Below are 26,870 nucleotides of genomic sequence, written 5' to 3' on the forward strand. Positions count from 1 at the left end.
TCGTGCTCGATTGCGGTGCCCGGCAACAGCTCGGTGGCGCTCGCTTCGCGGGCGTGCGGCTTGGTGGCTTGAAGTTGTCATGCCCGTTCGGAGTATCCGGAAAACATCGAGAGCACCCGGGCGAGCTCCGGTCCGATGACCGCCATGGCCGGAGGTTCGATCATCTCGTTGTGTTCGCAGCGCACGGGCACCTCCACGATCCGGCCCGTCACGAGTGGGCTCCATTCCTGCGGCGACCTGTCGCGCGGAATTGTGTCGTCTTCTCCGGATGCCACGAAGATCAGCAGATCTCCTTCGTAGACCTGGGGAACGAACTGGTGCGTGATTCTCTGTGAAGTCTCGTACCCTCGGGCAATCCGTTCGAGGTCCCGACCGTCGACTCCCGTATCGGGCCCGAGCCTCCGGGCCAACACGGCCGCCGCCTCGTCGAAGGTCAGATCTCGGTCGGTCTGGGGTTCGAGGCCGAGTCCTCGCAGTAGGTCTCGGACGTCGAGTTCGGCTGACGCAGGGGCATCGCCGTTGTCGGGGTAGCTGTCCATCATCGCCAGTGTGGCGACGTCGCGGCCGGACGATTGCAGTTCGACGGCCATGGCGTGCGCGATGACTCCGCCGAGGGACCATCCGAGTAAGTCGTACGGCCCGTCCGGCGAAACGGCCTCCACCTCTTCGACGTAGCGATGGGCTAACTGTTCGATCGACTGATAGTCACCGTCGTCGCTGAGAGCGGGGAGCTGAAGTCCGTACACGGGTCTGTCCTCGGGCAGATACCGCACCAAGCCGGCATACCCCCAGGACAGGCCGATACCGGGGTGCACACAGAACAGCGGTCGCCCAGTCCCTTCCGTCCGCAGTGGAACAACCACGGCGAGAAGCTCTTCCATACCGGCGTCGGCTGTCGGCATGTCGAGGCGTCGAGCGATTCCAGCGGGTGTCGGGTCGAGGAACATCCACTGAAGCGGGATTCTCCGTTGGAAACGAGAGTGCAGTGCGCTGACGATTCGGGTGGCCACCAGGGAGGACCCGCCCAGGTCGAAGAAGCTGTCGGTAGTGCTCACCCGGTCGACACCCAGAACCTCGACGAACGAGTCGACCACGGCACGCTCGGTGTCGGTGACCGGCTCGCGGAACTCGGCTGCAGCCGAACCGAATTCGGGTTCCGGTAAGGCCTTTCGGTCGAGCTTGCCCACCGGTGTCATCGGAATCCGCTCGAGAAGCACCACTGCCGACGGAACCATGTGCGAGGGTAGTCGGTCGGCTGCGTACGCCCGTATCTCGTCGGTGCCGGTGGCGTCGGCAGCTGACGCACGCACGTACGACACCAGGACCGTTTCACCCGACGGTCCCGTGTGGCCGACAGTCGCGGCGAAGTCCACCGACGGATGGCGTGAGAGAACTGCATCGATTTCCCCGAGTTCGATCCGAAAACCACGGACCTTGACCTGGAAGTCGCTGCGCCCGATGTATTCGAGCGTGTGATGCACTCCATCGCCGGAGCCAACGATTTTGGCACTGTCACCGCCGGATTCACGCCAACGCACGACATCTCCGGTGCGGTACATCCGGCGCCCCGGCGATCCGTACAAGCAAGCGACAAATCGTTCCGACGTGAGCGACGCCCGATTATGGTACCCACGTGCCATACCTGGGCCGATGATGTACAACTCCCCCGGCACGCCCACCGGGACGGGCTGCAAACGCTCGTCCAGCACCAGGAAGCCGAAACCCACTGCCGGCGAGCCGATGTTCACTCCCGCACCGGGTTTCATCGAATCGCTGACACTCGCCTGCACGGTGGTTTCAGTCGGGCCGTAGCCGTTGTGCAGCCTCCGACCCGGCGCCCATTGCGCGACGACCTCCGGCGGGCAGGCCTCGCCCACCAGATCGAGAACACGGAGCGCCTCGAAACCGTTGTCACCCAACGCCGCCAGCGCCGTCGGTGTAATGGTGGCATGAGTGACCTGCTCGCGCCGGAAAACATCGGCCAATTCGGCGCCACCGTACACAGCAGGCGGAACGATCACGACTTGCGCCGAGGCGCTGAATGCCATCGTCAACTCGAAGATGGAAGCGTCGAAACTCGGCGATGCCAACTGAGAGACATGAGAGTCGTGAGTGACCTCGAACCTCTCACGAGTTTCGGCCGTGAAGCTCGCCAAACCTCGATGAGTAATGTTCACTCCCTTGGGTTTCCCGGTAGATCCCGAGGTGTAGATCAGGTAGGCCGGATGATCGAGGTTCAGTTCACCGGTTCGATCGTCATCGGTGATCGGTTCCGGCGACAGCGCGGCTACCCGCCGGGCGAAGTGTGGGTCGTCGAGTTCCAGCCAGGGAACAACGTCGGGTAGGTGAGTTCGGCTGGTCTGAACAGTCAAACCGAGCGAGGCTCGGCAATCGGCGAGCATGTATTCGACGCGCTCGCGCGGATAGGCCGGATCGACAGGCACAAAAGCCGCTCCGGCTTTGGTCACCGACCAGATCGCCACCACCGATTCGATCGAGCGAGGCATTCCCAGTGCCACGAAGGTCTCCGGGCCCACACCGCGACCGCACAACTCCCGGGCAACACGATTCGACCACTCGTCCAGGTCGCGATAACTGAGCTGCCGGTTCTCGAGCGACAGGGCCACCGAGTCAGGATCGATCGCCACGGCGTCCGCCAACAACTCAGGCCACAATTTCGGAGGTACTTCGGGGAGCCCATGCACCGGCGTCAACTCGCGACGTTCGAGATCGCCGAGTAGGTCGATGTCACCGATCGGTACCTGCGGATTCCGGGTCACGGCCTCGAGCACACGAACGAACATGTCGGCAAAACCGCCGACCGTACCGGGGTCGAAGAGATCAGTGGCAAAGTCGACGGCTCCGCTCATCCCTCCCGGTTCACCGCGATCGTCGTACTCCTCGGCCAGAAGGAATTCCAGGTCTACCTTCACTACCTCGAGTTCAGGGTCGATCCCACGGACTTCCAGTCCCGGTAGCTTCAGAATCGGTCGTTTGTTGTTCTGGAATTCCAGCGACACCGAGGAAATCGGTGCATAGGCGCTCGACCGTTTCGGCCCGACCGCGTCCACTACCCGCTCGAAGGGCACGTCGGAATGAGCGAACGCGGCGAGGTCGACTTCGCGGCAATGCTCAACCAACTCCCGGAACGATCGAGCCGGATCCACCTGTGTGCACAGTGCGAGCGTGCCGACGAACATGCCGACCAGATCATCGAGGGCACGATCTCCCCGGCCGGCGATCGGCGTGCCGATCACGATGTCGTCGGTGCTGCCCAAACGTGCCAGCAAGAGCGCGAGCGCTGCATGCACAGTCATGAATGCAGTGGACTCGTGCTGCCGCGACACGTTCAGAATACGGCGGTGAAGATCACTGCTGATCGAGAAGTGAATCCGCGAGCCGTGAAAACTCTGTTGCGTCGGCCGGTCTCGATCGAGCGGAAGTTCCAAGAGGTCGGGAGCACCTGACAATGCACGTCGCCAGTAAGCCAACTGCTCACTGATCACCGGCCCGGGGTCGTCGACTGAGCCCAGAATCTCCCGTTGCCAGAGCGCGAAGTCGGCGTACTGGACTGGAAGCGGCGTCCACTGGGGATCCCCGCCGTACGCGTGGGCCTCGTATGCAATCATCACGTCTCGGGTCAACGGAGACATCGAGAAGCCGTCAGCCGAGATGTGGTGCACCACTACGGCAAGCACGTGTTCGCGCTCATCGATGGTGAACAACGCTGCCCGCAGGGGAATTCGTGCGGCGACGTCGAAACCGGCCGAGACCATCCGGGCAAGCTCGTCACGGAGATGATGTTCGTCGGTCACCGATGTCTCGGTCAGTTGCGGCAGCTCGGCGCTCTCGGTGGGCAGGATGTGCTGGACCGGTCCGTCACCGTGGACCGGGAACATCGTTCGCAGCGATTCGTGGCGGGCGATGACATCGGACATCGCCGATCTCAAGGCCGGTTTGTCGAGTTCACCGCTCAACCGCACCACGAGCGGAATGTTGTATGCAGGAGAACTGGTGTCGAGTTGATTGACGAACCACATCCGCTGCTGAGCAAACGACAAGGGGATGTTGTCGGGTCGGGGGCGCGGTCCCAGTCGCTCCGACCCTTCGGCAACCGACTGGCCGATCACCGTAGCCAACTCGGCCACCGTCGGCGTCTCGAACAGATCCCGCACGCCTACGGTAGCTCCGAGCACCGCCCGTAGCCTCGCCGCGACCGAAGTGGCGCTCAGAGAATTTCCACCGAGCTCGAAGAAACTGATGTCGGTACCGACTCGTTCGAGGCCGAGCACCTCTGCGAACACGTCCGACACTGCCTGTTCGACCGGGCCGACCGGGGGACGGAAATCCCCTGTGGTCGTCTCGATTTCGGGTCTTGGCAACGCCGAACGGTCGACCTTTCCGACAGCGGTCAACGGAATGTTCTCCAGGACGGTGAGACCGGCAGGCACCATGTGCGAAGGCAAGCGCCTGGCCACGGCGCGAATCAGGAGCCTGGTGTCCAGTCGACCCGCCGTGGGCACGACGTACGACACGAGTCGGGTGTCTCCGGTGGGGGCGGAATCGGCAACCGTAACGGCAAAACCGACGTTGGGCTCCGACATCAGCACACTGTCGATCTCACCGAGTTCGACACGGAAGCCTCGAACCTTGACCTGGAAGTCGCTTCGCCCGACGTACTCGACACACATGTCCGCCGTCCATCGCACGATGTCGCCGGTGCGGTACATCCGCGTTCCTGGGTCAGCCAGGTTGGCAACAAAGCGTTCTGCCGTCAACCCCGCCCTTCGGTGATATCCCCGTGCCACGCCTGGTCCGGCCAGGTACAGCTCGCCGGGGACCCCGACGGGAACCGCTTGAAGTCGAGTGTCGAGCACCAGTTCGCTGACGCCCCTGACGGGTCCACCGATGGTGATTGGTTCTCCGGCGGTCATCGGCGGGCTGACGTTGGACATGATCGTTGCTTCGGTCGGCCCGTACGCGTTGTACAGGCGGCGGCCAGGTGCCCAGCGAGCGACGAGGTCGGGCGGGCACGCCTCGCCTCCGAATACGACTTCCGAAAGTTGTTCCAGCCCAGCCGGGTCCACCGATGCCAATGCCGCTGTGGTGACGAACGCGTGCGTGACGGCGTGCTCTGCCAGAAGTTGCGCCAGGTCCTCGCCCCCGTAGATCCCGGGTGGAGTGATAACCATCGTCGCCCCGGCTCCGAAAGCCTGCAGATATTCGAAGAGCGACCCGTCGAAACTCGGAGTGGAGAAGTGCAGCGTGCGTGATTGTGGAGTTGCGCCGTAGCGTTCGAGCTGGTCTCGGGCGAAGTTGTCGAGCCCTCGCTGCGTGACCACGACGCCCTTGGGCACGCCGGTCGACCCCGAGGTGTAGACCACGTAGGCAGCTGAATCCAACCCGATCGGACGGAGTCGGTCGTTGTCGGTCAACGGGCTCCCCGAGAATCCCTCGCACTTCTTCGTGAAATGCGGATCGTCGACAATCAGCCACTCCGCGATATCGGGCAATCGATCTCGGCCCGCGGTGGTGGTCAATCCGAAGCTGACCTTCGAATCGATCAGCATGTGATTGATCCGCTCGTCCGGATAGTCGGGATCGATCGGCACGAACGCAGCGCCTGTCTTGGCGACGGCAAGTATCGACACCACGGACGCGAGAGAACGTGGGATACCGACCGCCACATAGTCCTCGGTTCCCAGGCCGTGCGAGACGAGCATGCGAGCAATGCGATTGGAGAGGATGTCCAGCTCGCCGTAGGTCATGCTGCCGTCCGCCGATTCCACGGCCGGTGCGTTCGGATCACGCTGGGCTGCCTCGTCGAAGATCTCCGGGAAGACGCGCGACGACCCGCCGGCCGTGCCACGGACTGGCACCAATTCAGTATGTTCGGAGGCTGCGAGCACCGACACCACAGCCAAGGGACGATTCGGCTGGGTACACGCTTCGAGTACGCGCCGCAGTCGTCCGGCGATCTCTTCGATGTCGGCGGCACCGAAAACCTCGGGTATGTACTCGAATTTCAGGCGGAGCCTGGTGTCGACCGATGCTACGAGGCTGAGCGGGTAGTGGGCAGCGTCCTTGGCTTCGACATCGGTGATCCGGACCCCCGCAATATCGGTAGCGGACGAAAGCCCCTGACGGTCAACGGGATACGATTCGAAGACAGTCAACGTGTCGAATCCGATCTCCGGCCCCGCGCCTACGTGGATCTCGGAAAGCCCGAGACAGTGGTGATCCGACAGCTCTGCTTGCTCGGCCTGGATCCGCGCGAGGAGTGTGCCGATACTTTCACTCGGGCGCAGCGTGATTCGGACCGGAATTGTGTTGATGAACAGCCCGACCATGGTTTCGATCCCGGTCAGCTCGGGAGGTCGACCCGACACCGTCGCTCCGAACACCACATCGTCTCTCCCGGTCAGTGCAGCAAGGACGATCCCCCACGATGCCTGAACAATCGTGTTGATCGTCAGCCCGAGTTCACGCGCCATCCCGCGAAGTGAGGTTGTGAATTCCTCGTCCAGATCGAACACCCACTCGGCCGCCATGGTGGAGAGTCGACGCGATCGAACCGCTGGAGCCAACAGCGTCGGTCCTTCGACTCCGCTCAGCGTCCTCGCCCACACAGCTCGGGAAGCTTGCTGATCGCGGCGGCTCATCCAGGTCAGATAGTCGCGATACGCGCGCGCGTGAGGCAAGGCCGCCACTTGACCGTCGGCGGCATAGAGCGTCGCCAATTCCCGGATCAGCAGGGGCATGGACCAGCCGTCCAGAAGGATGTGATGATTGGTGAGCACGAGCGTGAACTTTTCGGGGGCGAGAGCGATCAGGGTGAATCGGATCAACGGCGCCCGTGCCATGTCGAACGGGCGCGCTCGGTCCTCGGCCAGCGCTCGATCAATTTCCTGATCTGGTGCACCAGTGAGGTCGATTTCCTGCCACGGCGCTGCCACGTTGCTTCGGACCACCTGGACGGCACGGCCGTCGGCGCTGTGAAGGAAGGCGGTACGCAGGTTCTCATGCCGGCCGAGCAGCGCGTCGGCGGCGCGGCGCAGGCGCTCCGAATCGACTGCGCCGGCTAGATCGAGAGCCACTTGTACGAGGTATGCGTCGACAGATCGTTCGGCCAATTCGGCGTGGAACAACAACCCCGCTTGCAGTGGAGAGAGTGGCCAGACATCGCTCAGGTCGGGACACCGACTTTCGAGGTCGTCGATCGCCTCCTGTCGAAGATCGACCAGATCGAAGTCCGAGGGTGTGAATCCGCCGCCGCCCGCCGCGAACTCTGCGAGCCCGGCCAGTGCGTCGAGCCACCACTGCCCCAGTTGCCGAACGTCGTCCGCACCCAGAATGTCCGGTGGGAACGTCCAGCCGGCAACGAGCTGCGGACCGTCCTCGGTATCGCTGTCGACCGTCATCACGTTGACCTCGAGGACGCTGGCGAGTGGGAGATCGACGGCCGCAACCGTCCGCAGGTCCTCGTCACGGATCGGTACCCATCCCACTGAAGCGTCGGCGTCGGTTCCACCGACGCGTCCGAGGTAGTTGAAGCTGATCTGAGGCACCGGAAGTTGCGAAAGAGTGTGTGCCGTTTCGCGGTTCAGATAGCGCAGCAACCCGAAGCCGATGCCGCGGTCCGGCACCGCCCGGAGTTGTTCCTTGACAGTCTTGGCAGCGACGCCGGCAGCCGGGCCGCCGGCGAAGGCGTCACCCGGATCCACTCCGCTCAGATCGATCCGCACCGGGAAGATCGTCGTGAACCATCCCACCGTGCGAGCAAGATCTGCCCCGGGAACCACCTGTTCCTCGCGTCCGTGCCCCTCGAGACTGATCAATGTCTCCGGATTGTCGATGCCGCGGTCCATGCGCCAGCGGACCATCGCAAGTGCCAAAGCCGTCAACAATCCGTCCTCGACGCTCCCGTGAATCGCCTGCGGAACTGTCGTCGACACGGCCTCGGTCAATCCCGTGGGAACTCGTACTTCGATGTCAATGGTGGCCGAGGCGGTGTCCCTCTTCGTCAGGGCGTGCACACCCAGAGTCGGATCGGGACCCTCGAGCACCTCTCGCCAATAGTCGATCTCAGCCACCCGATCGGGCTCGCACGCGGCGTCGACGAGGCCATGTGCCCATCGACGCATCGAGGTTCCGACCGGAGCAAGTGACGGGTCGACGCCTGACTGCACCTGCGCACAGGCAAGTGCAAGATCGGGGATCAGGATTCGCCAGGAAACACCGTCCGTCACCAGATGGTGCGCTACCAGTAGCAACCGTTTCCGGCTCTGCCGGTCCTTTTGAATCTGCCCGTCGGTGTCGAGCAGGACTGCCTGCACCATCACACCTGCCTCCGGGTCGAGCCGCCCCAGAGCTGCGTCGAGTTCTGTCGAGACCGTCTCCGCGGCAGAACCCCCGAGGCTCACGTGGCGTACGACGGTCTCCGCCCGCACCGTACCTACAGGCGCAACGTCCATCCGCCGAGCGGATTCAGGATGATGCGTCGCCCGGATGCCTGCGCGGAGGATGTCGTGGTGGTCCAGCACAGCCTGCATGGCCAGTATCAGCGTGACCTCGTCGAGCGTGGCAGGAACCGAGAGCAGAACAGATTGGGAGTACCGGCGAAAATCTCCACCACGGTCAAGCATCCATTCGACGATGGGCGTCAATTCGATCTCACCGACGCCGCCGCCAGGTAATTCGTCGACGACGACACGGTTGCCAGCCGTTCCGGCCGTCTCGGACAGCGCCGCAACAGTTTTGCGTTCGAACACCTCGCGCGGTGTGATCAGAACTCCGGCAGACTTGGCGCGCGTCACCAACTGGATGGACATGATCGAGTCACCGCCGAGAGTGAAGAACGAATCGTCGACCCCCACCTCTTCGAGTCCCAGAACTTCGGCGAACAGACTCGCAAGGATGTTTTCCGTCGCGGACGCGGGGCCACGACTTACGGTTGCCTGTCGCCCGAAGTCAGGTTCAGGCAATGCATTCCGGTCGAGCTTTCCGTTCACCGTCAGCGGCAAACCCTCGAGAACCGTCACGACAGCGGGGACCATGTGGGGCGCCAACCTCTGTGAGACATACTCGAGCAACGCCGCCGGAGAGATAGTGGCACCGGACTCCGGCACCACGTAGCCCACCAACCGGTCTCTGCGGGCTACCACCGCCGACTGAGACACGCCCACTCCGGAGAGCAGTGCAGCCTCCACCTCGCCGAGTTCGATTCGGTACCCCTTCACCTGCACCTGCAGATCGTTTCGTCCGAGGTACTCCAGCTGCCCGCTGTCGTTCCAGCGCCCCAGGTCACCGGATCGATACATACGCGCACCACTGACCGCGAGGTCGGGAATGAACCGCGCGGACGTCAGACCGAACCGGCCGAGGTATCCGCGTGAAACCTGATCACCGGAGACATACAGTTCACCCACCACACCGGGCGGCACCGGGTGCAACCGCTGATCCAACACATACACACGCAATCCGGGCAACGCCCGACCAATCACCGAGGCCGATCGTTGACGCACCAGCACACGATCGAGCGGTAAATGGCTGACGTGCACAGTGGTCTCCGTGATGCCGTACATGTTGACCAGATCTGGTGACGAAGTCCCGCGACGGGCGTACCAGCGCGTCAACTGTCCGAAGTCGAGCGCTTCTCCGCCGAAGATCACGTAGCGCAATGACAGGGCCGCACCCCCGGTAAGCCGGTCGGCTTCCGCCAATTGATAGAAGGCAGTGGGAGTTTGATTGAGCACCGTGACACGTTCGTGCCGTAGCAATTCGAGGAATGCCTCTGGTGAACGGGCCGTGAAGTAGTCGACCAGTACCAGTCGGCCACCGTGTGCGAGTGCGCCCCACATTTCCCAGACCGAGAAGTCGAATGCCTCCGAATGGAACATCGTCCACACATCGCCGCTGCCGAAGCCGAAGAGCGCTCTGGTGTTTGCCAGCAACGTCACTACGCTGCGGTGAGAAACCTGCACCCCCTTCGGGCGCCCGGTGGACCCCGAGGTGTAGATCACGTACGCCACCGACTCGGGCCGGAGCGGTAGCAGCCGATCTCGGTCGGTCACCGCAAGCGGAGAAAACCTGTGCAGCGCATCGAGAATCACCGGGTCGTCTACCGCAATCACTGGAATCTCGCTGTCTGCAATTGCGTCACTGTCTCGTATGTAGGCGCCGTCGGCCCGAGTGGTCAGCACACACTTCGGCCGGGCGTCACGCAGCACGAAGTCCACCCGGTTTACCGGAGAAGTCGAGTCCACCGGTACGTATCCGCAACCCGCCTTCACCACCGCCAGCAATGCCACCATCAGGTCGATCGAGCGGGCCATCGCGACTGCCACCAAGGTTTCCGGCCCCACCCCCTGCGCCACCAACAGTCGAGCAAGGCGGTTTGCTCGCTCGTCGAGTTCGCGGTACGTAACCGACAATCCGCCGCAGCGCACCGCCACGGCAGCACCGGACGTCCGCGCCGTGCGATCGAAGAGATCCGACAACGAATCCTCGTCTGTTCCGGCGCCGGAGGGCGTGGGCGCAACCAGCAACCCGCTGAGTTCGCCAGCCAGAATCATGTCGATATCACCGACGACCACCGACTGGTTCTCGGTCACGGCGCCGATCACTCTTTCGAAGCGCGCCGCGATGCGCGCCACCGACATTCGATCGAAAATATCTGTTGCATAACGGAAACCGGCGCTGATACCAGCGGGCTCACCGTGCTCGTCGACGTGCTCCATCACACTCAGTTGCAGATCGAATTTCGCAACCGCGAGATCGATGTCGAGCGAGCGAACCGTCAGTTCCGGCAAGTCGAAGCGCAGTCCCGTATCGGTCTGGAATTCGAGGAGTACCTGAAACAGAGGTGAATGCTCGGTGGAACGGTCGGGCGAGAGGTAATCCACCAACCTCTCGAAGGGGATGTCTGCATGGTCCAGAGCACCGAGATCCGTTGACCGCACCGCGGCCAACACCTCGGCAAAGGTTGCTCCGGATGAGACAGGTGTGCGAAGGACGAGCGTGTTGACGAACATCCCGACCACATCGTCGAACACCGATGCACCGCGACCTGCGACCGGAGTCCCGATCACTACGTCGTCCGCTGTAGTGAGCCGTGCCAGCAATACCGCCAGAGCCGCATGCATCACCATGAACAGAGACGAACCGTTCTGGTGTGCGAGTTCGTTCAAAGCTCGATGGATCTCGGGCGAGAAGTCCATCGAAACCACCCCGCCCTCGGCAGACCGTTTCGAGGTTCGTGGTCTATCGAGAGGGAGCGGCAAGACGTCCGGAATACCCGACAGCTTCGCTGTCCAATAATCGAATTCGGCCGAGGGCGAAGTTTCCGGACCAACGTCTGCGTCGACGATCTCACGCTGCCAGAGGGTGTAGTCGGCGTACTGAATCGGCAGCGGCACCCAGTCCGGGCTCCGACCTTGCGTGCGCGCGGTATATGCACTCATCAGGTCGCGTGCCAGTGGTGCCATCGAGAAACCGTCTGCGGCGATGTGGTGAACAACGATCGCGAGTACATGCTGCTCCGGTCCGGTTCGGAGTAACCTCACGTGCAGCGGGAACTCCTCGGACACATCGAATCCGATGTCGAAGAACGCGTGCAAATCCGCGAAAAGCCCCTCGCCGGGAATCGGCACGGGGTGGATTCGAGGAGCAGCGACCGCGGGTTCGGCGATCACCTGGTAGGGCCCGTCTGCGGACGCAGGAAAGATCGTTCGAAGGGATTCGTGCCGTTCCACCACATCACCCAGCGCGGCTTGGAGCGCATCCGAATCCAGGAACCCGTCCAGTTGTAGTGCGACGGGGATGTTGTAGAGCGGAGACGACGTGTCGAACTGGTTGACGAACCACATCCGAGATTGCGCGAACGACAGCGGAATACGTTCTGGCCGTGCCCTACTCGTGAGGGGCACACGAGTAGCTTCCTCGAGTCCAGGCTCGCCCGGCGCGGAGTCGATTGGATCTATCGAGGCCGCCAGGTCCGCGACCACGGGGGCGTCGAACAGTGCATTGACCCCCATATTGGTGTGCAATGCGGCGTTGATGCGGGCGATGACTCGAGTGGCGCTGAGGGAATCCCCGCCGAGTTCGAAGAAACTGTCGTCGGCACCCACCTGGTCGAGACCGAGAACGTCGGCAACAGCACGGGCGATTCCGATTTCGGCAGGAGTGGCAGGAATCCGATATGCAGCGCTCGCAAAATCGTTGTCCGGGAGGGCTTTACGGTCCAACTTCCCATGCACCGTCACCGGAAACTCCCCCAACACCACCACCACCGACGGCACCATGAACCCCGGAAGAGACCTCCGCACCCCCTCCAACACCACCACCTCATCGACCACCACCCCCACCTCACCCACCACAAACCCCACCAAAAAATCCCCACCCACACCCGACCGCAACACCACCACCGCACCAGCCACCCCCACCTGAGCAGCCAACACCGCCTCCACCTCACCCAACTCCACCCGCTGCCCCCGCACCTTCACCTGAAAATCCGTGCGCCCCACAAACTCCAACACCCCACCACACCCCCACCGCACCACATCACCCGTCCGATACACCCGAGCACCCACCACCCCCGACACCGGATCCGCCACAAACCGACCCACCGTCAAATCCACACGACCCTCATACCCCCGAGCCACCTGCACCCCACCCACATACAACTCCCCCACCACACCCACCGGAACCGGCCGCAACCGCGAATCCAACACCAACACCCGCGTATTCCACACCGGCCGACCAATCGGAACACCCACCCCCACAACACCCTCCACCACATGAAACGTCACATCCACCGACGCCTCCGTCGGCCCGTACAAATTCACCAACTCCGCACCACACACCCCCGCAAACCGCCCCGCCAACACCGACGACAACCCCTCACCCGACACAAACACCCGACGCAAACCCGAACACCCCACCCCCAACTCCCCCACGCTCAACTCCCCCACGAACACCTCCAACATCGACGGCACAAAATGCACCACCGACACCCCCCACCGCTCGATCACACCCACCAAATACACCGGATCACGATGCCCACCCGGATCCGCCACCACCAACCGCGCACCCACCATCAACGGCCAAAACAACTCCCACACCGACACATCGAACGACACCGGCGTCTTCTGCAACACCACATCCCCCACACCCAACGGAAACTCCCCCTGCATCCACAACAACCGATTCACCACCCCCGCATGCGACACCACCACCCCCTTCGGACGACCCGTCGACCCCGACGTGAACATCACATACACCGCATGCTCAGGCAACAACACCCCCAACCGATCCCCCACCCCCACCGGACCACCCGAAAAACCCGAAACATCAACACAACCCACATCAACAAACCCCACCCCCACCGGCAAACACCCACCATCACCAACCCGCGACAACACCACCACCGGATCCACCACACCCACCACAAACCCCACCCGCTCCACCGGCGCACCCACATCCACCGGAACAAACACCCCACCAGCCCGCACCACCGCAAACACCGCCACCAACAACTCCACCGACCGCGACAACGCCACACACACCCGCGACTCCGGACCCACCCCCAACGAAATCAACAACCGCGCAAAACGATTCACCCGAACATCGAACTCACCCCACGACAACACCACCCCACCACACACCAACCCCCCACCACCCACACCAGCAAACCGCCCATCCAACACATCCACCAACGTCAAACCCCCCACCACAACCCCCACACCATCCCAACCACCCACCACCAACCCACGCTCACCGGCGACAAACACGTCGACCTCACCGACCGGTGTATCGGCGTTCGCTGCGAAGGCGGCAAGAATCCGCGACATTCGCTGTGCAATGGTGTCGACCGCGGCGCGGTCGAATGCCGCCGGCTGGTACCGCAGGCTGACCTGCAGCGTCGGTTCCGCGACCGACAGCACGGTGAGCGGGTAATGCGTGGCGTCGCGGGCATTCACAGCGGTGACGCGCATACCGGCAATGTCGGTGTTCCCGCCCATCCCCGAGGTATCGATCGGATACGACTCGAAGACCGACAGTGTGTCGAACAAATTGCCTGTCCCTACGACAGATTGAATCGCGCCGAGTCCGACATAGTGATGATCGAGCAGAGCTGTCTGCTCGCTTTGCAGTCGAGCGAGCAGCTGCGTACACGTCTCGTCCGGATCCAGTTGCACTCGGACAGGCAACGTGTTGATCAGCAGCCCCATCATGTTTTCCACACCAGACAACTCGGGTGAGCGGCCCGAAACCGTGACGCCGAAGACTACGTCGTCACGGGAAAGCATCCGAGACAGTAGGACACCCCACGCCGCCTGGATCACCGTGTTCATCGTGATCCCGCTCCGTTGGACCAGCGCACCGAGTCCGTCGCGCACCGAATCGGGTAGATCGACGGCAACCTCTTCGGGCACCAGTTGCTCCGCGATCGGCGTCGAAGGCGCCAACAACGTCGGCTCGTCGACGCCTTCCAAGGCGTCCTCCCACGCCGCGAGCGAGGTCTCCATATCGCGGTGCATCAACCATTCCAGATAGGTGCGGTACGACGGAGTCTCCGGAAGATCGGACGGGGCCCTCTCGACCGAGAGACTGTCGTCCGCGTATCGCATCAACAGTTCGCGAACCATCAACGGTATCGACCAGCCGTCGAGAACGATGTGATGGTTCGTCACCACCAACACACACCTCGTCGGCGAGGTTCGCAGCAACGTCAGCCGAAGCAGTGGCGGCGAAGCGAGGTCGAAGGGTGCACTGCGATCCTCGGCGAGGCGGCGCTCCAGATCTGCGTCGGTTGCCGATCCGCGATCACTCAGGTCGACCTCGGTCCAGGGAATCACGGCATCGTCGACAATCAACTGCACCGGTAGGCCGTGTACGTCGTAGACGAACGCTGCACACAGATTCGGGTGGTTTGCCAATAGTCCGGCAGCAGCGCCGCGCAAACGCTCGGAATCAACCTCTCCTTCGAGCTCGACGAACAACTGCGCTGTGTAGACGTCCGTCGACGTGGCCGCCAGTGAGGCATGGAACATCAGCCCGGCCTGAAGGGGCGACACCGACCAGACATCGTGCAATCCGGGGAAGTCGTTCTCCCAGCGTTCGATCTGTTGTTGGTCGACCGAGACCAGGGGAATGTCCGACGGCGTCAGACCGCTCGCATCAGGTCGCGACGCGTGCGCGCTGAGTCCGTCGAGCGCACGACGCCACAGTTCCGCGAACTCCGCGATGTCAGACCTGTCGAGCACTCCGCGGGGAAAGGTGAAAGATGCTGTCAGGCACGGCCCGTCGACGTGGTCCTCAACCGCGGCGTTGATGTCGATCACGGACGCCACAGGCATGGACGGGTTCTGGGTTCCGCCGAGCCTTCGATTGCCCTCCACCGGCAGCCAGTCCTGTGTTCCGTCAGAGGAGCTGATCCGGCCCAGATAGTTGAAACTGATCTGAGGAGAACGGAATCGGCCGAGTGGGTCGCTCTCGCCCGACAGGTACCGCAACATCCCGAATCCGATTCCATGATCGGGGATCGCACGCAAGTACTCTTTGACAGCTTTGAGAGCCCGCCCGGCGTCGGCGCCACCTGCCAGTGCGTCGTCGACGTCGATTGCGCCAAGTTCCACGCGCACCGGGTAGAGCGTGGTGAACCAACCAACGGTACGACCGAGGTCTGCGCCAGGAACCACCCCTTCCTCGCGCCCGTGTCCTTCGAGCGTGATCAGGGCGGCAGCGGTATCCATACCGCGGCGTCGTCGCCACCCGATCGAGGCCAACGCAACAGCGGTGACGAGTCCGTCGTTCACGCCGGCGTGGAATGCCGCAGGAACCGTGGTGAGAAGGTTCCTGGTCGCCGAAGGCGAGATGTCCACTGTAACGGTGTCGACCGTGTCGTCGACGTCGATCGTGGGATCGAGTGGGCGCGAACCGATCAACGGGTCATCGCCGTCCAGGATCGTTTTCCATATGTCCAGTTCGACGCTCCGGTCGCCCACGTGCTCGACAAGCCCATGCGCCCATCGCCGGAACGACGTTCCGATCTGTGGCGGTTCGGGCGTGACACCGGCCTGGAGTTGTGCTGTCACCGACGCCAGGTCGGTGACCAGAATGCGCCACGAGACGCCGTCGACAACCAGGTGATGAATCACCACAAGTAGTCGGCCCCGCCCGGTCGACACGTCAGGTTTGTCGGCCAGGTCGAACCAGATCACGCGCACCATGTCAGCCGTGGCGGGATCCAAGCTGTCGGCCACGGCCTCGAGTTCTCCCGACGCCAAGGCCCTGAAACCTTCGTCGTCCACCGAATCGACAGCTACGCGGTGGATCAGTCCTTCGGCCGAGATCGAGCCGGGTGGTAAGACTTCCATGACCCGGTCACTCTCAACCAAGCGAGCTCGAAGCATTCCGTGGCGGTCCAGCAACACCTGGAGACCACGGACAAGGAGGTCCTGGGTGAGATCAGCGGGAGCTGTCAGCAAGAGCGCCTGGGAGAACCGTTTCACTCCGCCGCCACGCAGCCCGCCACTGCTGCGGTCGAGCATCCACTGCGCCACCGGGCTCAATGGAACAGTTCCGACAGCGGATCCCGGTAGCTCCGCGAGTACATCAGGCCTGTCCTGCTCAAGGTGCGCCGACTCGGCAAGCGCGGCGACGGATTTGTGGTCGAAAACATCTCGGGGTGAGATGATCACACCCGCATCGCGAGCGCGGGCCACCAATTGGATGGACATGATGCTGTCGCCACCGAGCTCGAAGAACGAATCATGCACTCCTACCGCATCGAGACCGAGAACCTGCGCGAACAGAGCGGCAAGAAGATTCTCGGTTTCCGTTCGCGGTGGCCGGTCGGGTGTGGCGGCGGACGAGAAATCGGGTCTGGGAAGCGCTGCGCGGTCGAGTTTTCCGTGAACCGTCAGCGGAACGGCGTCGAGCACCACCACCGCCGCCGGCACCATGTACGACGGCAGGCGCTTGCCTGCATGGGCGAGGACGTCTCGCGGATCGACACTCGCTCCGCGATCGGGAACCACGTAGCCGATCAACCGATCCCTGCCGTCGCCGTTCCAGACGGCCGTCACCGCCTGGGCCACGCGCGGGTGCGTCTGCAGTGCCACCTCGACTTCCCCGAGTTCGATGCGGAACCCACGGACTTTGACTTGGGCATCGGTGCGCCCGAGATACTCCAGCCGTCGGTCGGGCGTCCACCGCACGCGATCGCCCGTGCGATAGATCCGCGTTCCCGGCGCACCGAAGGGATCTGCGACAAACTGCGTGGCGGTCAACGGGTATCGCCGGTGATAGCCGCGAGCGAGAGCCGGCCCGGCAAGATACAACTCCCCGGCGACACCTACCGGTACCGCTCGCAGACGCGAGTCCAGCACTACCTCGCTGAATCCGCGAGTAGGTGTGCCGATAGTGACCGGGTCGTTCGGAGCCAGTGCCGCACTGATGCTCGACACGACAGTTGCCTCGGTAGGACCGTAGGCGTTGAACATCTTTCTGCCCGGCGCCCAGCGGGCCACCAATTCCGGCGGACACGCTTCCCCACCTGTCACGACACAACCGACAGTGGTGAGACCGTCTGGGTCGACGGACGTTAAGGCCGCCGGAGTCACAAAACAATGGGTGACGCGCTCGCGCTCCAGTAGCGCCGCCAGTTCCGACCCGCCGTAGACGGTCGGTGGCACGATCACCATCGTGGCTCCAGCACCAACGGCCATCACGAGCTCGAGAACCGACGCGTCGAAACTCGGCGAAGCGAAGTGCAGAGTTCTGGATCGGGTCGTGGCGGCGAAGGTCTCACGCTCCTGGAGCGCGAAGTCGCTCAACCCGCGATGTGTGACCGTCACGCCCTTGGGTGTTCCTGTCGACCCCGACGTGTAGATCAGATAGACCGGATTGTCGATGCGAATCGGTGCCTTCCGATCCGCGTCGGTGACTTTCGATGGCGAGTACGCCCGCAGCCGTTCCTCGAAACCGGCATCTTCGAGGACCAGCCACGGCACGAGGCCGGACAATGCCGCGTTGTGAGCTCGAGACGTTATCCCCCACCCTGCACCGGAGTCGCCCAGCATGTGCTCGATACGAGCAGCAGGATGTCCCGGGTCCACGGGAAGGAATGCCGCACCTGTCTTGGCAATGGACCACACCGCCAGAACGGACTCGATGGAGCGTGGGAGACACAACGCCACCACCGATTCGGGACCCACTCCGGATTCGATCAGCATGCGGGCCAATCGGTTCGACTGCGCGTCGAGTTCGAGATAGGTCACTTCACGTTCCTCGAACACCAGCGCAACGGCGCCGGGATCCTGGGCGGTCGCCATATCTGTTGCTGCAGTCAGCAAATCCGGAAGGGTCTGAACAGCGGCGGAAATCTCACCTCGCACGGGTACCAGTTCGGCTGACTCATAGGCGTCGAGGATCTCGATATCTCCGATCCGTGATTGCGGATACGTGATAACGCGCTCGAGAATCCGTTGCAGGCGGTCGGCGAAGCCCGCTACCGTTTCCTCGTCGAAAATATCTGTGGCATATCCGAATTCGGCGCGAAGACCGTCGTATTCGCCGGCTGCGCCGGCGTTCCGCGTCACCGTCAACTGAAGATCGAAGTTGATGGTGTCGATCTCGACGCCCACGTCGGTCACCTGCAGGTCGGGGAGTTCGAGTGCAGGCCGTTCGATGTCTTGGAACTCCAACATGACTTGAAACAGGGGCGAGTACGCCGTCGAACGTGAAGGATTCACGATCTCGACGACTCTTTCGAACGGCACGTCCGCGTGAATGAAGGCGCTCAGATCTACGTTTCGGACCTGGTCGAGGAAGTCTCCGAAAGTTGCGCCGCGGTCCACTGCAGTGCGCAAGACCAACGTGTTGACGAACATGCCCACCAGGTCGTCGAGTTCGCGCTCCCCACGCCCGGCGATGGGAGTTCCGACGGCTACGTCGTTCTCATCACTGAGCCTCGCCAGCAGCACTGCCAAGGCTGCGTGCACAACCATGAAGACCGTGGCGTTGTGTTTGCGCGACAGGGCAACCACACCGGCATGCACCTTCGGACCGAACTCGAACCTGATCCGTCCGCGTCGAAGCGAACGCACATCACCGCGCGGTCGATCGGTCGGAATGTCGAGAACCTCAGGTGCGCCCGCAAGATTCTCGGCCCAATAGCCGAGCTGTTTCGAGATCAGAGACCGAGAGTCCGATTCCGAGCCCAACCAACCACGTTGCCACAACGCGTAGTCGGCATACTGGATCCCGAGCGGCGCCCACTGCGGTGCCTTACCGTTCACACGGGAGGAGTATGCGCTCATGAGATCTCGGGCCAGCGGTACCGTCGAGAATCCGTCGGCGGCGATGTGGTGAATCACGATCACCAGGACATGCGAGTGGACCTGGTCATCTCGCCGCAACAAGGTGGCGCGCATCGGGACCTGCTGCGTGACGTCGAAACCATCCGAAGCGATCTGCCGGCTACGCTCGCGCAGCTCTTCCTCTCCCTGCACAAGTATCGGTGCAAGATCCGATACCACCTGTGAGGTGGACATGATCACTTGACGCGGGCCGTCGTCAGTGAGAGGAAAAACAGTGCGCAAGGACTCGTGCCGCTCGACGACGTCGACAAATGCAGCGTGAAGCGCACTCACGTTCACTGCACCTTCGAGCCTCAACGCGCACGCGACGTTGTAGGCGGCGGACTCGGGGGCGAACTGATTCGCAAACCACATTCGCTCCTGCGCCGGTGAAAGTGGGATATCTGTCGTCATACCCCGCGGCGTCAACGCCGGCTTGGCCCCCTCTCCTCCGCGACACTGCGCCAATTCGGCCAGCGCTGCAACGGTAGAAGCATCGAAGACGTCACGAATGTTGATCCGTTCGCCGAGAACAGAATTCACTCGCGCAACCAACCTGGCCGCACTGAGAGAGTTCCCACCCAGGGCAAAAAAGTCGTCGTTCACGCCCACCGTCGACGTTCCCAGCAGATCATCGAAGATTGCGGCAACCGTCTCCTCGACCGGCGTTCGTGGCGCAACATACTGCAGCGCTTGAGGTTCGAAGGTGACGTCCGGGAGGGCTTTACGGTCCAACTTCCCATGCACCGTCACCGGAAACTCCCCCAACACCACCACCACCGACGGCACCATGAACCCCGGAAGAGACCTCCGCACCCCCTCCAACACCACCACCTCATCGACCACCACCCCCACCTCACCCACCACAAACCCCACCAAAAAATCCCCACCCACACCCGACCGCAACACCACCACCGCACCAGCCACCCCCACCTGAGCAGCCAACACCGCCTCCACCTCACCCAACTCCACCCGCTGCCCCCGCACCTTCACCTGAAAATCCGTGCGCCCCACAAACTCCAACACCCCACCACACCCCCACCGCACCACATCACCCGTCCGATACACCCGAGCACCCACCACCCCCGACACCGGATCCGCCACAAACCGACCCACCGTCAAATCCACACGACCCTCATACCCCCGAGCCACCTGCACCCCACCCACATACAACTCCCCCACCACACCCACCGGAACCGGCCGCAACCGCGAATCCAACACCAACACCCGCGTATTCCACACCGGCCGACCAATCGGAACACCCACCCCCACAACACCCTCCACCACATGAAACGTCACATCCACCGACGCCTCCGTCGGCCCGTACAAATTCACCAACTCCGCACCACACACCCCCGCAAACCGCCCCGCCAACACCGACGACAACCCCTCACCCGACACAAACACCCGACGCAAACCCGAACACCCCACCCCCAACTCCCCCACGCTCAACTCCCCCACGAACACCTCCAACATCGACGGCACAAAATGCACCACCGACACCCCCCACCGCTCGATCACACCCACCAAATACACCGGATCACGATGCCCACCCGGATCCGCCACCACCAACCGCGCACCCACCATCAACGGCCAAAACAACTCCCACACCGACACATCGAACGACACCGGCGTCTTCTGCAACACCACATCCCCCACACCCAACGGAAACTCCCCCTGCATCCACAACAACCGATTCACCACCCCCGCATGCGACACCACCACCCCCTTCGGACGACCCGTCGACCCCGACGTGAACATCACATACACCGCATGCTCAGGCAACAACACCCCCAACCGATCCCCCACCCCCACCGGACCACCCGAAAAACCCGAAACATCAACACAACCCACATCAACAAACCCCACCCCCACCGGCAAACACCCACCATCACCAACCCGCGACAACACCACCACCGGATCCACCACACCCACCACAAACCCCACCCGCTCCACCGGCGCACCCACATCCACCGGAACAAACACCCCACCAGCCCGCACCACCGCAAACACCGCCACCAACAACTCCACCGACCGCGACAACGCCACACACACCCGCGACTCCGGACCCACCCCCAACGAAATCAACAACCGCGCAAAACGATTCACCCGAACATCGAACTCACCCCACGACAACACCACCCCACCACACACCAACCCCCCACCACCCACACCAGCAAACCGCCCATCCAACACATCCACCAACGTCAAACCCCCCACCACAACCCCCACACCATCCCAACCACCCACCACCAACCCACGCTCGGGCGCGCCCAAAATTTCCGTATCCCCTACTGGCACTGTCGGATCCGACACGACCGACCGGAGGAGGCGGACGAAACGCTCGCCGAACTCGGCGACTGTGGTGCGCTCGAAGATATCGGAGGCATAGGTGAAGGCGGCATCGAAACCCATGGGGACGCCGTCTTTGCCACGCTGCTCGGTGAGCGACAGTTGCAAGTCGAATTTGGCGACACCGACGTCGACTGGAACAACATCGACATCCAGTCCGGGTAGTTCGAGGTGGGGATCTGCGGTGTTCTGGAATTCCAACAGAACCTGGAAGAGCGGTGAGCGAGATGACGAACGCTCCGGCGCAACTGCATCGACGACTCGCTCGAACGGCACCTCGGCTTGTCCGAACGCTGCCAGATCGACTTCGCGAGTTCGTGAAAGGATCTCCTCAAAAGTCGCGGCGGTGTCAACGGTGATTCGCAGGACGACCGTGTTGACGAACATCCCGACCAGATCGTCGAGGACTTGCTCGGCGCGCCCTCCTACCGGAGTCCCGATCGCTATGTCCGGCGAGGCGCTCAGCCGTGCCAACAGAACCGCCAGCACTGCGTGCATCACCATGAACGGTGTCGCGTTGTGATTCCGAGCGAGTTCGAGGAGTTCACTGTGCACGTCTGCGGGCACCGAGAATCGGACCGATTCACCGCGCATGGATCGTTCCGCCGGTCTCGGTCGATCCAGCGGAAGGTCGATCACGTCAGGTAGACCGGCCAGGGTGGACGTCCAGTAGTCCAACTGCTTCGCCTCGAGCGTGTCCGGATCGTCGTCACTGCCGAGCAGTTCGATCTGCCATTGGCTGTAGTCGGCGTACTGCACAGGCAAAGGCGACCAGTCCGGTGCCCGTTTCGCAGCCCGCGCCGCGTAGGCGCGGGTCAGGTCGCGGGCCAGCGGCTCGAGGGATGCTCCGTCCGCCGAAATATGGTGAACCACCAGCGCAAGGACATGATCGTCCGGCGTGACCCGAAAAAGGGAGCCGCGCAGGGGCACGTTCGCGCTCACGTCGAACCCCTCGCGAGCGAGATCGGCGATGCGCCTGTCCAAGGCTTCCTCGTCCACGGATACTTCCCACGCAATCTTCGACGTCACGCGTTCCGAAGGCACTACTACCTGATGTGGGCCGTCGACCGACGCCGGGTAGACGGTACGGAGCGATTCATGCCGATCGACAACATCTCCCACCGCGCGCTGCATTGCAGCGACATCCAAGGCACCTGACAGTCGGACCACCATCGGAATGTTGTAGGCCGGGGACGACGTGTCGAACTGATTGACGAACCACAGGCGTCGTTGTGCCACAGACACCGGAATCTTGTCCCTGTACGAATGTGCCTGCAGGATTGGACGCTTCGAACGCGTGCGATCAACGCGGGATGACTTCGCATCCCGCACGTGGAGGGCCAGTGATTCGATCGTCGGTGCTTCGAACAAAGTCCGCACCCCGAAATCGATTGCTTCAGCGGCATTGACTAGTGCGATCACCTTTGTGGCGATCAGTGAGTTCCCACCCAGCTCGAAGAAGTCGTCACCCGCACCCACCGTCTCGACGCCTAGAACGTCGGCAAAAATCTCGGCCAGCAGTAGTTCTTCAGCGCCCTCGGGCGGTCGAAAGTTGTCCGACCGAGCATCGAACCGAGGTGCCGGTAAGGCAGCGCGATCGACCTTTCCCGCCGGAGTTACCGGCAACTCGTCGAGTAGAACAAATGCCGCTGGAACCATGTACGACGGCACACGGCTCGCGGCGTACTGCGTCAGCTCGGCCGTCGAGAGCGCACTTCCGCCGGCAGGCACGACGTACGTGGTGATCATCGTTGTACCGGAGGGAGCCGCACGCGCCACGGTGACTGCATTCTCGACCTGCGGACACGACCGCACGACGCTGTCGATTTCCCCGAGCTCGATACGGAATCCGCGAACTTTCACCTGGAAGTCACTACGGCCGACGTACTCGAGTGCACGGCCACGGCGCCGCCGCACCAAATCCCCCGTTCGATACATCCGCCGGCCCGGGTGGCCGAAGGGGTCTGCCACGAATCGTTCTGCCGTCAACGCATACTTTCGGTGGTAGCCGCGTGCGAGCGCGTCTCCCGAGATGTACAGCTCGCCCACAACACCGTCGGGGACGAGGTGCAATCGCTGATCGAGCACGATCTCCTCGAAGCCGCGGAGCGGACCGCCCACTGTGATGTTCTCCGACGACACCATCGGCTCGCCGATGTTCGACATGACGGTGGTCTCGGTCGGCCCGTACGCATTGCACAGCCGTCGGCCGGGAGCCCACCGCTGCACAAGATCCGGCGGACAGGCCTCACCACCGACCACCACTTCGCCGAAGTCCGAAAGGCCCTCAGGCGAAACTGTTCCGAGCGCCGCAGTAGTGACAAAACCATGCGTGACACGCTGGGATTCGAGGAAGTGAGACAACTCGTCACCGCCGTAGATCGTGCTCGGCGCAATCACCATGGTCGCTCCGGCACCGAAAGCCAGCAGGTATTCGAAAATCGAGGCGTCGAAACTCGGGGTCGAGAAGTGCAATGTTCGCGCATCCTGGGTCGCACCGAACCGCGAACGCTGTTCGGCAGCAAGCGCTTCCAGTCCACGATGCGAGACCGTCACCCCCTTGGGGAGTCCGGTGGAACCCGAAGTGTAGATCACGTATGCAGGATTGTCGGGCCGGATCGGGTGCACCCGATCGACATCGGAGATGGAGCGCACTGACAACCGTGCAAGTCGGCCACGGAACTCAGCGTCGTCGATTGCTATCCAGGAAATCGAATCCGGCAAACGATGAAGTTCGGAAACGACCGTGAGCCCCAGTACGGCGCCGGAATCGGTCAGCATGAAGCGAACACGTTCACCCGGATAGGTCGGATCCACCGGCACGAATGCCGCGCCAGCTTTGGTCACCGCCAACATCGCGACAACCGATTCGATCGAACGCGTCATACCCAGCGCCACACTGTTTTCCGGACCGATGCCGCGGTCGATCAATTCTCGGGCCAACTTCGAGGAACGCTCGTCGAGTTCTCGATACGTCAACTCGGCATCGAGATACGAGAGGGCCACGCCGTCGGGGTGTGTGCGCGCCGCACCGTCGAACAAATCGGCCAGGGTGCGGTGCGAAGCGCGAGGGTCACTGCGTACAGGCCGTATCGCGGATCGCTCGACGTCGGACAAGATGTCGATGTCGCCGACCATCATTGTCGGATCCGCTGTGACGGATTCCAGGACGCGCGCGAACCGCAAACCGAGGCCACGTACCGTCTCGGCGTCGAACAGGTCGGTGGCAAACGCGAGCCTTACCGAGATTCCGGACGGCGTACCCACCTCGTCGAAAGTCTCGACTGCAGACACTCCGAGATCGAAGCGGCCGATGTCGCGAGGGTGCTCGTCAGCGCCGGTGACGGACTCGAACGTCACCTGTACAACCGGCGCATAGGCGGGTACATCCTCCACGTGCAATGGCTGAACCAACTGCTCGAGCCGTATCTCGCTGTGCGCCCGCGCATTACTGTGGACCTCGACGACGCTGTACAGGAGCGCCGTGAAAGTCGTCACCAGATCGACGCGACTCCGGATGGCGACGATGTTCGCGTCGGATCCCGCGGGCGTACCGATCACAACATCCGAAGCACCGGACAACCGGCTCACCAGGAGAGCAAAGCTCGCATGTAAGACCGCACGAGTGTCCGTCCCGAGATCACTCGCCATCGCCGTGATCCGCGCGTGGGTGTCGGCGGCGATCAGGACCTCAACCTGTGCACTGTCCAGCGATTGCGTTGCAGGCCTGGGTCGATCGAAGGGAAGTTGCAAAAGTTCGGGCGCCCCGGCGAGCTCATGTCTCCAATACTCGAGGTGCCGGACTTCGCGTTGTCGTCGCTCGCCCTCCCGGGCCGTCGGGCCGTGAATGTCTGCGAGTTCGGCACCGGAATCAGACGCGATCAACTCTTCCAGCAAGCCGACAAAGTTCCGGTGGTGCTCGCGTAAACCCGCCTCCTCGTATCGGATCGGGTTTGCCCGGAAGTCGACACGCAGCCTGTCGCCGCTCGGATACACGTTGACCAGAAGGTCTTCCACCGGCCCGGAGGTGACGATGTGATACTCCCCAACCACCTCGCCCAACTGCACCTCCTGGCGAAACAGCATGACGTTGACCATGGGCCCGGCATATGAGTCTTCGCCTTCCAGACCGCTCGTCACGCCTGCGTCCCGACGGATGTCGTCGAGGCTGCAGCGCTGGTGCCGCAATGCACCCATGAGCTCATGTTGGACCTGGGCGAACAGTTCACCGACGGTGTCGACCGCTGCGACACGGATGAGCAGTGGCGTGACGTTCACCATCATGCCGCCCGAGTCCCGCAGCACCGCCGTAGTCCGTCCGGATATCGGAACATGAATCTGGACAGTCTCTTTCGCCGTCATCCGCGCGAGGTACAACGCGAGCGCAGCGATGACCGGTGCAGCGTGGTTCTCGGATTCGTAGAGAAGGGCACAACTTCGGTCCGACATCAGTGTGCTTTCGAGTCGGCTCTCGGTTTGCGCGGGCCCAGAAGCCTCCGCCAGGCTGGATCCGGCGAGGGTGGTATTGCGCTCAGCCCAGTACTCCCGGTCGGCGGCGAATCGATCCGACATTCTGTACCGCTCGTCGATGTCGTACAGCGTGCGCAGCGTCGCGGCACGACTCGGCTGCGAGTCCTTTCTCGCCGCCGAGGCCGAGTACCGATGCGCAATGCGGTTCATCATGGTCATGGCACCGAAACCGTCGAGCGCAACATGATGGATGCGGCTGTACCACAGATAGTGCGCGTCCCCGACACGCAGCACAGCGGTCGCGACGATTCCGTCGACTGCCAGGTCGAGCTGCGTCCGGCAATCTCGGCGCATCCACCCGAGGGCATCCTCGATCGGATCGGGGGACCCACGGAGGTCGACAAGACGGACGGTGATCTCAGATGTCTCGTCCACGTACTGCATCGGTTGACCGTCGATCTCGATCACTTTGAGCAAAGGAGATTGAAACTCGTATGCCACCGCTCGCGTTTCGCGATCCAGCAGTTCGACGTCGAGTTCGCCGCGCAGCTCCACGTAGTGCGCTATCAGAATCGGGACTTCGGGATCGAATTGCTGAGCGAACCAGGTTGCCCGTTGGGCGGCCGAGAGCGGAAAGAGCGTCTCATCAGAAGGGTCGGTCCGACTTACCTCGAAGGGTTTCAC

The 26,870-nt window shown here is 62.7% G+C and carries 1 protein-coding gene; it reads right to left on the reverse strand.

Going from position 1 to position 26,870, the window contains the following annotated elements:
* Window positions 1-77: 77 nt before the first annotated feature.
* Entirely contained in the window at window positions 78-26,870 is a 26,793-nt protein-coding gene (locus M1L53_RS25240; RefSeq protein ID WP_261949278.1) for a non-ribosomal peptide synthase/polyketide synthase, read from the reverse strand.

The sequence above is a fragment of the Rhodococcus sp. T9N genome (assembly GCF_024436645.1).
GTDB lineage: Bacteria > Actinomycetota > Actinomycetes > Mycobacteriales > Mycobacteriaceae > Rhodococcus_F > Rhodococcus_F qingshengii.